13 protein-coding genes are annotated in these 12,440 nt (G+C 32.5%); 7 read left to right on the top strand and 6 right to left on the bottom strand.

Annotation, left to right across the window (positions count from 1 at the left end; genetic code table 11):
• Positions 1-18: 18 nt before the first annotated feature.
• The 6 genes from Q0V08_RS00405 (at position 19) to fsa (ending at position 4,503) form a co-directional block, all read left to right on the top strand.
• The gene (locus Q0V08_RS00405) at positions 19-441 is read left to right on the top strand and encodes a PTS sugar transporter subunit IIA (RefSeq protein WP_297431078.1); all 423 of its coding nucleotides are present in this window, start codon (positions 19-21) and stop codon (positions 439-441) included.
• An 11-nt stretch (positions 442-452) separates the two neighbouring features.
• Positions 453-728 carry a PTS sugar transporter subunit IIB gene (locus tag Q0V08_RS00400; RefSeq protein WP_240219306.1) on the top strand — a complete coding sequence of 92 codons (276 nt, stop codon included), beginning with the start codon at positions 453-455 and terminating at the stop codon, positions 726-728.
• Between the two features lie 22 nt (positions 729-750).
• Entirely contained in the window at positions 751-2,007 is a 1,257-nt protein-coding gene (locus tag Q0V08_RS00395) for a PTS ascorbate transporter subunit IIC (RefSeq protein ID WP_297431075.1), read from the top strand.
• Positions 2,008-2,082: 75 nt separating this feature from the next.
• Positions 2,083-2,922 carry a transketolase gene (locus Q0V08_RS00390; RefSeq protein ID WP_297431073.1) on the top strand — a complete coding sequence of 280 codons (840 nt, stop codon included), beginning with the start codon at positions 2,083-2,085 and terminating at the stop codon, positions 2,920-2,922.
• Complete coding sequence (locus tag Q0V08_RS00385; protein ID WP_257162929.1) at positions 2,915-3,871, top strand: transketolase family protein; 957 nt, start codon at positions 2,915-2,917, stop codon at positions 3,869-3,871. The genes Q0V08_RS00390 and Q0V08_RS00385 overlap by 8 nt, the downstream gene beginning before the upstream one ends.
• Positions 3,868-4,503, top strand: coding sequence for a fructose-6-phosphate aldolase (fsa, locus tag Q0V08_RS00380; protein ID WP_240219302.1), 636 nt, complete (start codon positions 3,868-3,870; stop codon positions 4,501-4,503). Before Q0V08_RS00385 ends, fsa begins: the two co-directional genes overlap by 4 nt.
• A 72-nt stretch (positions 4,504-4,575) precedes the next feature.
• On the opposite strand, the gene Q0V08_RS00375 is transcribed toward fsa, so the two are convergent.
• Positions 4,576-6,813 carry a hydratase gene (locus tag Q0V08_RS00375; RefSeq protein ID WP_297431068.1) on the bottom strand — a complete coding sequence of 746 codons (2,238 nt, stop codon included), beginning with the start codon at positions 6,811-6,813 and terminating at the stop codon, positions 4,576-4,578.
• A gap of 238 nt (positions 6,814-7,051) precedes the next feature.
• Here Q0V08_RS00375 and Q0V08_RS00370 point away from each other — a divergent pair, with 238 nt between their 5' ends.
• Positions 7,052-8,365, top strand: a complete 1,314-nt coding sequence (locus tag Q0V08_RS00370) for a citrate:proton symporter (RefSeq protein WP_040406966.1) — start codon at positions 7,052-7,054, stop codon at positions 8,363-8,365.
• A gap of 21 nt (positions 8,366-8,386) precedes the next feature.
• Here the strand turns inward: Q0V08_RS00370 and Q0V08_RS00365 are convergent, their stop codons facing one another.
• The 5 genes from Q0V08_RS00365 to Q0V08_RS00345 form a co-directional block, all read right to left on the bottom strand.
• On the bottom strand, positions 8,387-9,016 hold the full coding sequence (locus Q0V08_RS00365) for a GntR family transcriptional regulator (RefSeq protein WP_023050461.1): 630 nt from the start codon (positions 9,014-9,016) through the stop codon (positions 8,387-8,389).
• Between the two features lie 127 nt (positions 9,017-9,143).
• The gene (locus Q0V08_RS00360) at positions 9,144-10,262 is read right to left on the bottom strand and encodes a M20/M25/M40 family metallo-hydrolase (RefSeq protein WP_297431063.1); all 1,119 of its coding nucleotides are present in this window, start codon (positions 10,260-10,262) and stop codon (positions 9,144-9,146) included.
• Entirely contained in the window at positions 10,262-10,924 is a 663-nt protein-coding gene (locus Q0V08_RS00355; protein ID WP_023050463.1) for a hypothetical protein, read from the bottom strand. Before Q0V08_RS00355 ends, Q0V08_RS00360 begins: the two co-directional genes overlap by 1 nt.
• Before the next feature lie 15 nt (positions 10,925-10,939).
• Positions 10,940-11,641, bottom strand: coding sequence for a DUF5058 family protein (locus Q0V08_RS00350; protein ID WP_023050464.1), 702 nt, complete (start codon positions 11,639-11,641; stop codon positions 10,940-10,942).
• Between the two features lie 218 nt (positions 11,642-11,859).
• The coding region (locus Q0V08_RS00345; RefSeq protein ID WP_297431059.1) for an SLC13 family permease at positions 11,860-12,440 on the bottom strand (581 nt) is incomplete at its 5' end.

Genomic DNA, 12,440 nt, shown 5'->3' with positions numbered 1-12,440 from the left:
TAACTGGAGGATATTGAGATGATAAAAGAGCTGTTAGAAAGTAACATTCAAATCCTACCTCAAGTTGACAGTTGGGAGGAAGCTATAAAGATTGCTTCTCGCCCTCTTCTAGAAAAGGGATATATCGAACCTAGATATATTGATACTATGATATCTAAAGTTAATGAACTTGGATTTTACATTGTCCTTTCGGAAGATGTGGCAATGCCCCACTCTCGCCCAGAGGATGGTGTTTTAAAAATGGGAATGTCTTTACTTAAATTAGATACTCCTGCAAAGTTTGGGAATAATAACATTCAAATTATTATAACTTTAGCAGCAAAGGATAATGAGTCCCATATAGATGCTTTAACAAATTTAGTCGAGCTTTTAAATGATGATGAAAAAATTGAAAAAATTAAATTGGCAAAAACAAATCAAGAGATTTTAGAGATAATATAGGAGGTTTTTTTATGAAAATATTAGCAGTTTGTGGATCAGGTTTAGGAAGTAGTTTTATGTTAGAGATGAATATTAAAAAAGTTTTAACTCAACTTGGTGTTGATGCAGAGGTAGATCACACAGATTTAGCATCAGCAACAGAAGGATCAGCTGACATCTTTATTATGTCATCAGATTTAGCTAATAGTACATCACTTAAAAATGTAGTTTCACTTAATAGCATTATCAACCTTGCAGAACTTAAAGAGAAACTTGAAGAAGTTTTAAAAGCTAAAGGGGTTTTATAAAAGAAAAAGGGAGTGGGTAGAGATGTTAAATGTTATTTTAGACATTTTAAAAGTTCCAGCTATCTTAGTTGGTTTAATCTCATTAATCGGTTTACTATTACAGAAAAAAAGTGCTTCAGACACGATTAAGGGAACTATTAAAACTATATTAGGATTTATTATTATTGGTGGTGGAGCTGGTATTTTAGTTGGAGCTTTAGTTCCATTTGGTGAGCTGTTTGAAGTTGGTTTCAATGTTCAAGGAATTGTGCCTAATAACGAAGCTATAGTAGGGATGGCTTTAAAAGAGTATGGTACTGCAACAGCACTTATTATGGCTTTTGGTATGCTAGCAAATATCTTAATTGCTAAATTTACACCTTTAAAATATATCTTTCTAACTGGGCACCATACTTTCTATATGGCTTGTATGATTGCTGTTATTCTTGCAGTTGGTGGATTAACTGGAACTACTTTAATTGGAGTTGGAGCTTTAGTTCTTGGATTTATCATGGCGTTCTTCCCAGCTATTGCACAACCTACTATGAGAAAAATCATAGGTTCTGATGATGTAGCTTTTGGACACTTTGGTACAGTTGGATATGTTTTATCAGCTTGGGTTGGATCTCTTGTGGGAAAAAACTCTAAATCAACTGAAGAGATGACTCTTCCTAAGAACTTAAGTTTCTTAAGAGACAGTTCAATTTCAATCTCTTTAACTATGAGTATTTTATATATTATAGTTGCTGTTGCTGCTGGTCCTGAGTATGTTGAACAAAACTTAAGTGGTGGTCAAAACTATATTGTATTTGCTGTTGTTCAAGCTATAACTTTTGCTGCTGGAGTATACATTATCCTTCAAGGTGTTAGATTACTTCTTGCAGAAATCGTTCCTGCATTTACTGGTATCTCTCAAAAGCTAGTACCTAATGCTAAACCAGCTCTAGATTGTCCAATTGTTTTCCCATATGCACCAAATGCTGTTTTAATCGGATTTTTAAGCAGCTTTGTCGGAGGTATTGTTGGACTTTTAATTCTAGGACAACTTAAGATGATTCTAATTTTACCTGGTGTTGTACCGCACTTCTTCTGTGGAGCTACTGCTGGAGTTTTCGGAAATGCAACTGGTGGTAGAAAAGGAGCAACTATTGGAGCTTTTATTCATGGTCTTTTAATAACATTCCTACCTGTAGCACTACTTCCAATTTTAGGAAGTTTAGGATTTGCTAACACAACTTTCTCTGATGCAGACTTTGGAGTTGTAGGAATTATTTTAGGATATATTGTAGGTTATTTCTAAAATTTATAGAACTATATTATGGATACCTTATAGGTATCCATAAATTTTTACAAGATATTTCAATAGGAGGTTTTTATGAGCGATATTATTCAAATGGAAAAGTTTGCTAAAGATATTCGAAAAGAGACATTAAAAATGCTTTTAAATAGAGGTTTTGGACATATTGGTGGAGCTATGTCTATTGTAGAAACTCTTGCAGTTCTATATTCAAATATGAAGATTAATCCCCAAGATCCTAAAAATTTAGATAGAGATTTCCTAGTTTTATCTAAAGGTCATGCAGGTCCTAGTTTATACTCTACTCTTGCATTAAAAGGATTTTTTCCTTTAGAAACTTTAATGACACTAAATGACAATGGAACTACTCTACCTAGCCACCCTGATAGAAATTTAACTCCAGGAATTGATATGACAACTGGTTCTTTAGGACAGGGTATCTCTGCTGCCGTTGGAATAGCTCTAGGTCTTTTAAGAGATGGTAGTGAAAGACAGGTTTACTGTATTGTTGGAGATGGCGAACTAAACGAGGGACAGTGCTGGGAAGCTATTCAGTTTGCTGCTCACTTTAAACTTACTAACTTCACTCTTTTTGTAGATAACAACAAAAAACAATTAGATGGAACAACTGAAGAGATATGTGAAACTTTTAGTATCTTAGAAAAACTTAGAAGTTTTGGATTCCACTCTATGCAAGTTAAAGGTGATTCTGTTGGTGAGATTCAAACAGCTTTAAAAGGTAATAACTTTGGAAAACCAAAAGCTATTGTTTTAGATACTATTAAAGGTCAAGGTGTTAAATACTTTGAAGATTTAAAAGCAAATCACCATGTTAGATTTAATGATGAAATGAAGGGAGTTCTTCTTTGGGAGATTCAAAACTTTGAAAAAGGTGATAAGGAGGATGACAATGAGTAATCTTATATTAGAAACTACAGAGATGAGAAGAGCATATAGCGAAACACTAAAAGAACTTATTAAAGAGGATAAAAACGTGTATGTTTTAGAAGCTGATCTTTCAGAAGCTATAACTACAACATCTATTGGTGTGGATTATCCCAATAATTTTGTTAACTGTGGGATTATGGAAGCTAATATGGTAGGAGTTGCAAGTGGATTATCTCTTCTTGGAAAAATCCCTTTTATTCATACATTTAGCCCTTTTGCTACTAGAAGATGCTATGATCAGATATTTTTATCTGGAGCTTATGCTAAAACAAATATAAAAATATTAGGTTCAGATACAGGTATTACGTCTCAACATAATGGGGGAACTCACACATCTTTTGAAGATATTGCTCTTATGAGAGAGATTCCTGGAGCTACAGTTATCACAGCAACTGACTCTACTATGTTAAAATATCTAATTCGTGAGATAAAAGATATCTATGGAATCCACTATATTACAACAATTAGAAAAAATGCTTATAAAATATATGATGAAAATGAAAAATTTGAAATTGGAAAAGGAAAAGTCTTAAAAGATGGTAAAGACTTTACGATAATCAGTAGTGGTATAATGGTTGCAGAAGCTTTAAAAGCTGCTGAAGACCTGGAAAAACAAGGGATTAGTGCTGCTGTTATTGATATGTTTACTATAAAACCTATAGATAAGAATCTAATTATTGAATATGCTAAAAAAACTGGAAAGATTATAACAGCTGAAAATCATAATGTAACTGGTGGTCTTGGAAGTGCTGTTGCTGAAGTTCTTGTTGAAAACTATCCTGTACCTATGAGAAAAGTTGGTGTAGAAGATAGATTTGGACAAGTGGGAACACAAGACTTCCTACAAAAAGAGTATGGTTTAACAGCTGAAAAAATTATAGAAAAGGCAAGTGAACTTGCTTTGGGAGGAAAGCTATGAAAATTTTTATCGACACTGCTAATGTTAACGAGATTAGAGAAGCTGCAAAGATGGGGTGTATCTCTGGAGTTACTACAAATCCATCTCTAATTGCTAAAGAGGGAAGAGACTTTAAAGAGGTTGTAACTGAGATTTGTGAAATTGTAGATGGACCTATCAGTGCTGAAGTTATCTCTTTAAAAGCTGATGAGATGATTGCGGAAGCTTTAGAGCTTGCAAAAATTCACAGCAATATAGTTATAAAACTTCCCATTACAAAAGACGGATTAGAAGCTTGTAGACATCTTGTAAATAGAGGTATTAAAACAAATGTAACTCTTATTTTTACAGCTAACCAAGCTCTTTTAGCTGCAAGAGCTGGAGCTACTTATGTTAGTCCTTTCCTTGGAAGACTTGATGATACTGGAGTAAATGGTATTGAATTAATAAAAGAGATTGCTGAAATTTTTAAAATTCATAATATCAGTAGTGAAATTATAGCAGCTAGTATTAGAAACACTTATCATTCTAAAGAAGCTGCTAAAGCTGGAGCACATATTGGAACAATTCCATATCCTGTTCTTTGTAAAATGTTAGAGCACCCTCTTACTGATGCTGGAATCGCTAAGTTTTTAGCTGATTGGAATAGATAACCTACACACACTTTATCAAATAGAGAAGGCTAGATATTTAAAATATCTAGCCTTCTTTCATTATCTTATTTTCTATTTATAGTAGTTAATTAAACACCCATCTACTAAGATTTTTCTCTCTGTATCTGTTAAGGCTTCTAGTCTTAACTCAATCTCTTTTATATCCTCATTTTTAGTTGAGATTACATAACCTTTTATACTATCATCTTTATTTTCAATAGCTGATTTAATATCCTTTATATAGATATAGTCGTCATTTTCAAAGTTAATATCCTGCTTTACTATAAATGGAATCATACCCCAGTTTATTAAGTTTGATCTATAACGCTTCGTTGCATACTCTTTAGCTATATTAGCCCATCCACCTAATACTTTTTGACAAGAAGCAGCCTGCTCTCTAGCTGATCCATCTCCAGGTTTATTAGCGTAAATTGTACTTCCTATTCCAATCTCTAGTGGTTTAGCACCCTTATCTATTCCTTGGATTTTGTTCAATACTTTTTCTAAATCCCCAACAAATGGATTTTCACCATTTTCTCTTAAAATTTCAGCTTTATGTATCTCTTTAGCCTTTTTTGTATAATCAGGAACTCTTCTTGAAAGAGTAAACTCTGCAAGTCTCATAGGGTTTGAACGATATGATGATGTTTCTCCCGATGGAATAAGCTCATCTGTTGTTGTAACAGGATCATTTATAACTGCACAAACTTTTAAAAGCATATCTTTTGTTAGTGCTGGCATTTTTGGCCAATCTATTATGTTTGGTCCATAGATTAAATCTGATGACTTAGGTTCCTCAAATCCATCATACACTTTATTTTTATAAACTTTATCATTAAATTCGTATTTTGGTTTTGTAAACTCTATATTTAACTCAGTTGCTGCTGTTAGTCTTCCACCATTAATAGCTGTTGCTGCAATAGATCTAGCATCCATTAGAGCTACCATAGAGATTTGACCCTCTCCAGGTTTTGATCCTTCTCTACTCGGGAAGTTTCTAGTTGTATGTCTAAGACTTAACTGCCCATTAGCAGGAGTATCTCCAGCACCAAAACATGGTCCACAGAAAGCCGATCTTACAACTGCTCCACTTTCCATTACTTTAGCGATTGTTCCATTTTTATTTAACTCAATATATGTTGGCTGACTTGATGGATACACACTTAAAGTAAAATCTACACCTACAGATTTATCCTTTAAAATATCTGCAGCATCAACTATATTGTCGTAAGTTCCTCCTGCACATCCAGCTATAACTCCTTGCTCTGCAAAAAGTGAACCATCCTTTATTTTACTTTTCAAATCTATTTTCATTCCCTGCTCAAGAGCTTCAGCTTCAACTTTTGTTAGTATCTCATCTAGATTCTCTTGTAACTCTTTTATTGAATAAACATTACTTGGATGGAAAGGTAGAGCTATCATAGACTCTATTTTATCTAAATCTACAACAACCATTCCATCATAGTAAGCCACCTCTTCAGGTGATAACTCTTTATACTCTTCTACTCTTCCATGCTCTTCTAAATACTCTTTAACTTTATCATCTGTTTTCCAGATAGATGTTAAACATGTAGTTTCTGTAGTCATAACATCAATTCCATTTCTAAACTCTACATCTAGATTTGATATTCCCTCTCCTACAAACTCCATTACTTTATTTTTTACATATCCACTTTTAAATACAGCTTTTATTATTGTAAGAGCTATATCTTGAGGTCCAATACCTTTTTTAGGTGCTCCCTTTAAATAGATACCAACAACTCCTGGATATTTAATATCATAAGTTTTACTTAAAATCTGCTTTACTAACTCTCCTCCACCTTCACCAATGGCCATAGTTCCTAAAGCTCCATATCTAGTATGACTATCTGAACCTAGTATCATCTTTCCACATCCAGCCATAGTTTCTCTCATATACTGGTGAATAACTCCTTGATGTGGTGGAACATAGATTCCTCCATATTTTTTAGCTGCTGACAATCCAAACATATGATCATCCTCATTTATTGTTCCTCCAACAGCACAAAGAGTGTTGTGACAATTTGTTAAAACATATGGAATTGGAAACTTTTCAAGTCCACTTGCTCTAGCTGTTTGAATTATTCCAACATAAGTTATATCGTGTGATGCTAAGCAATCAAATTTTAAACTTAAATTTTCCATATTATTTGAAACATTATGATCAGCTAAAATTTTATAAGCAATAGTCCCCTTTTTTAAATCCTCTTTATTATATTTTACACCAGATTCCTCTGATATAATCTCTTTTCCATTAACTAAAACTACTCCATTTTCATATAAAGATATCATAAGTCCTCCCGCAATTTTCTTTTTTGAATAATTGTATACAATTACAATTTATATTTTTTTTTCAATTTTGTCAACTGTTTTTTTATTTTTATTTTTACATAATATGTTAGTTTTTGGAAAGTAATGTTTTTTAAAAAAATATATTGACTTTTTCAAAACAAATATTTATAATTTGCACAACAAGAATTTTTGTATACAATTGTTCAATTCTAAAATGAGATTTTTGGGAGGTTTTATTATGTTACTAGCCCTTGCTGGTTTTATTATGCTTTTTGCTATGATGTATTTTCTTTTTAAATCAAAAACTATACCGTTAGTTGTATTTATTACAATACCTTTTATTGCTGCTATCCTAGCTGGTTTTTCATTTCCAGAAATTGTAACCTTTGTTAAAAAAGGTGTTGGTAAAACTAGTGAAATGGCTGTTTTATTTATTTTCTCTGTTACTTTCTTCGGTCTAATGTCTGATGCCGGGATGTTTGACGTTATTGTTGATAAGTTGGTTAAAAAAGCTGGTACAAATGTTATTGCAGTTGCCGTTGTCACTGCCATCGTTGCCATTTTCTCCCACCTTGACGGTGCCACTGTTACAACTGTTTTAGTTACAGTTCCAGCTTTACTACCGCTTTATAAAAAACTTAATATCCGTCCTCAACTTCTACTTATGATAGTTGGAGCTGGTATGGGAGTTATGAATCTTCTACCTTGGGGAGGTCCTGTGGCTAGAGCAGCTACTGTTTTAGGTATGAACCCTAATGATCTATGGCATATTATGATTCCTATTCAAATTTTAGGAGTTGTAACTACAATAGGACTTGCTATTTTTGGTGCTATGAGAGAAGTAAAATTTAATGGAGCTGGTATTTTAGAAAAAAGCTCTCCAGAGTTTGAAATAGAAGAGGGAACACATATCTCTCAAAAGAAAGAGGATGAGTTAAAAAGACCTAAACTAACTGCATTTAATATGCTTTTAACTCTTGGAGTTTTAGTTTTACTTTTAATTAATACTTTCCCTCCATACTTTGTATTTATGATTGGATGTGCCATTGCACTAGTTGTTAACTACCCTAATCCTAAAGATCAAAAAAATAGATTAAAAGCGCATGCACCTGCTGCCCTTGATGTATCATCTGTTATGTTAGGAGCTGGAGTTATGGTTGGAATTTTAGGTAATAGTGGAATGTTAGAAGCGATGACAATCCCTCTTTTAAAAGTTATCCCAGCATTTATTGCCTCACAACTTCATATTTTAATGGGTGTTCTATCACTACCTCTTGGATTAGTTTTAGGAACTGACTCTTATTTCTATGGACTAATGCCTCTTGCTATTGAAGTTGGAAAGAACTTTGAAATAACACCTTTAAGTATGGCTGTAGCTATGACTATTGGTAAAAATCTTTCTCTTTTCATAAGTCCACTAGTACCTGCAACTTTCTTAGGAATAGGACTTGCTGGTATTGAGTTAAAAGATCATATTAAATACTCTTTTGTAGGTTTATTTAGTGTTTCTTTAATAATGATGGCATTTGCCCTATCTATAAAGATGTTTTAATAAAAAAAAGACCGTCAAAATTTATTTGATGGTCTTTTTTACTATCTCTTTAGCATTTAATAGATGAAGTTTATTAGCTTCTTTTGCCTTCTCTAACTCTCCATCTCTAAGTAAACTTATAATCTCTAAATGCTCATTGTAAGCTTTTAAAACCCTACTCTCACTTTTTAAAGATTTTCTTTTTAATGCTGATATTATAAAATCGTAGTGTCTTAATATTTTTACAGCATATTCCAGTGATGACGCTGAATACACCAATGAATTGTACTCTAAAAATAATCTTCTAGCTTCATCCCAATTTTCAGTATCTATAAGATATTTTGTTAAAATTAGATTTTGGTATATTCTATCTACTCCATTTTTATTTTTTACAATAGAATCAAATAAAATACCTTCAAGACATATTCTAATTTCGAATATCTCATCTATTTTTTGTGGAGTTATATCCATAATTCTAAGTCTACCATTTGGTAATCTCTCAATTATTCCTTCAATCTCTAACTTCTTTATAGCTTCTCTTAAAGGAGTTCTACTAACATTTAATTTATTTGCATAGTCAATCTCTACTACTTTATCACCAAAATCGATATTTCCAACTAACAGATCATTTTTTATTGTTTCATAGATATTATCACTACTACTCTTTCTCATTATTATAATCTCCTAACTCTTTTATATCTAATATGATACTTTTTTTTATAACATTTAGCAAGAAAAAAAGACCGACTTAAAATAAAATTTTAAAATCGATCTCTATTTTTATAAGATACTTACCTTTTTATTTTACAATATAGCTATTTAAAGCCTCTATAGTTTTAAACAACTCTCTTGTATCTAACTTTTCATTTACAGTGTGAACGCCTTCCATTCCCACTCCAATGATTATTGAGTTATAACCTTTTTCTGCAAATATATTACTATCTGAACCCCCACCTATAACTTGAAGTTCAGTAGCTATTCCCATACTCTCATATACCTTTGCAAACTCCTTTGCAAATGCAAGATCATCTGTTGGTTTTAAAGTTGGGAATACACATATTTTTTCAAATACAAACTCTCCACCTAACTTTTCAACACTATTTTCACAAGCCTTCTCATAAGAGTTTAAAGTCTCAAATATAGATTCTAAAGAGTGTCCTCTAACCTCTCCTGTAACAACACAAAGATCAGCTACAACATTACTTGGAAACTCAGAGTGAATTGTTCCTAAATTTGAAGTTGTTAAAGTATCTATCCTTCCTATATTCATATTAGAGATAGCTACTCCTGCTAAAGTTATAGCATTTATTCCCTTTTCAGGTTCAATTCCAGCATGAGCTTTTCTACCTTTAAAAGTGATTTTAAAATCATACTTACTTGGAGCGGTATGAGCTATTAATCCAGCTCTACCTGAGTTATCTATAACAATCATATTCTTTGCTGGAACCATATGAGCTGGAACTAAATTCCAATCTATATTTTTTGCTCCTAGCATTCCATTCTCTTCACATGGAGTTAATAAAACAAATACATCTTCATGCTTTGCTTCCCTCTCTATTAGGTTTTCTAAAACCTCTAATATAGCTGCAATACCAGCCTTGTCATCTCCACCTAAAGTTGTAGTTTCATCAGTTTTTATAAAATCCCCATCTACAATTGGATTTATATTTGCACATGGCTCTACTACATCCATGTGAGCTGCTAATGTAACTCCCTCTCCAGGAACATTTCCCTTTAATTTAGCAAATATTGTAGGAGCATTTCCACCATATTTTTTAAAACCTAAGTCTAAATATACTTCAAGTCCTAATCTCTCTAATTGTTTTACTAGGTACTCACTATACTCCTTTTCATTTAATGATGGAGAGTATATTTTTACCATATCTATAAAACTATTTATTACTCTCTCTTTTTTCATTATCCAACCCTCTTTTCCATAAGTTTTTTAGCAAATAGTATACTTGAGAAAACTGATACTAATGTTATTAAAAACGCTGGTTTTCCAGGAATAAAGTTAACTAACTTTGTCATAGTAAACGATACTGCTAAAGCAAAAACTGCAACTTTTGGTGACTTTATTGCAAACTGTGCAAAAACTCCTCCAAAAAGACCTGGTATAACTAGTGTTAATAGTGCCATAAAGCTTGGTGGTAATTGACTTAATAGAGCTTGTCCAGCTAAAACTGATAGTATTAAGAATACAATACCAATCCAGATAGAAACCCCTATTCCAATAGTTCCCATTATTGAACCCTCTTCAGTTCCTGCAGGACACTCAGAAGCTTCCTGAGCAGATATAGCAGCAGGTATTCTCATGTTTACAAGGTTTCCTGATAAGAATCCCATGTATAGTCCAGCTCTACCAACAATTGGGTAATAACTAATTGGCTCACTAAAGTAGAAAGCTCCAGAAACAGAAGCTTGTGATATAGCTCCAGCAATTATTGCTGCTAATCCTGGATTAAATCCAAAGTAAAAAGTCATAATAAGTGCCGGTAAAAGAGAAGCTAAAAATCCTAAAACCATTGTGCTTCTTCCAATTTTTGTAACATCATCTATATATCTATTATAAATTCCCATTTTTATCCTCCCAATTTATGCTGCTAAAAGCCCAATAGCTGCTCCACCAAACATAGCAAAAGTAAGTGCCCACTCTTTTAACCAAGCCATCTTCTCTCCTATTTTTAAGCAAACTACCATAATTATCATTCCAGATATAGCTGCAATTGTTACATCAGGATTTGTATTAAACTTCATTAAGTTTCCAACGTTAAAGAATGCGAAAGACCCTAACATAGCTCCCAGTCCAACTGCTGGTAAGAGAGCTTTTCTTCCATTTGTTAATAATCCATTAACCTTATCCATCTTATGTGCAAATAGGAAAACGAAAACAATCCATCCCATTGATCCTAATGCCATAGTCCAAAGTGCATTTGTAAATACAACTGGTAACATATTTGTTGAAAGCTCAGATCCCATTGCTTGAGCTCCAAAGTTTGCTGCCATTGCCTCAAAGTTTGAACTTCCTATTAAACTTAATCTTAAAGTTGAAACTGGCGATCCCATTGTAACTAAAAGTGCTAGTAAACTTCCAACAACTCCTAGTGCTGGTCCAATACTTGCCATTGCACTAACTTTAATTCCCTTTGTTATTTTATCGTTAGATATCCCTAACTCTTTAGCTGTTGATATTGATTTTTTAATGATTAGCCCCGATTGAAGTAATACAATAATAATACCAAAAATAGCTGTTCCCCATATAATTGGGTGTGATGCATAAATCATATGCCCGTTCATAATCCCTCCTAGAATGTCTTAAATAAGTCTTTAATTTTTGAAACACTTGATTATATTAGCATTTTACTCAAAAAATATCAATATTATAAACATAAAAATCTCTTTATGATTATTTAATACTATTTGTGTGTATTTTTTCAGGAAATACAATATTAAAAGGACAATACCATCTATAGATGATATTGCCCCTATTATTAACAAAATCTTTTTATTTTAATCTACTTAATTAACCCCATTAATTTTGGTAGTGCTGTTGAAAGTTGAGGTACATAAACTACCAGTAATAATACTGCTATTATAACTGCATAGTACTTTACCATCTCTTTCATAACATCTTCCATTTTAAGTTTAGCAACTTTTACTCCAACAAACAGTGTATTTCCAACTGGTGGTGTAATATTTCCAATACATAAGTTAAATACTATGATGATTCCAAATTGAACTGGAGTCATTCCAAAAGTTTTAACTATTGGTAGGAATATTGGTGTAAATATAAGAATTGCTGGTGTAACATCCATAAATGTTCCAATGAATAGTAAAAGTACGTTCATTAGTAAAAGAATTAGATATTTATTATCAGAGATTCCTAAAATCATATTAGAAATAGCTTGAGGCACACCTGTGAAGGCCATTACCCATGACATAATTGTTGAAACTCCAATTAGGAAAACAATTATTCCCGTCATCTTTGCACTCTCTTCAAATATTTTAACTAACTGCTTTACAGTTATACTTCTATAGAAGAACATAGATAGTAATAAGCTATATACAACTGCAACAACAGACCCCTCTGTTGGCG

It is taken from the genome of uncultured Cetobacterium sp. (assembly GCF_947038635.1).
GTDB lineage: Bacteria > Fusobacteriota > Fusobacteriia > Fusobacteriales > Fusobacteriaceae > Cetobacterium_A.
Note: the sequence above shows the minus strand (reverse complement) of the source record. Positions and strands in the feature narration are given on the sequence as shown.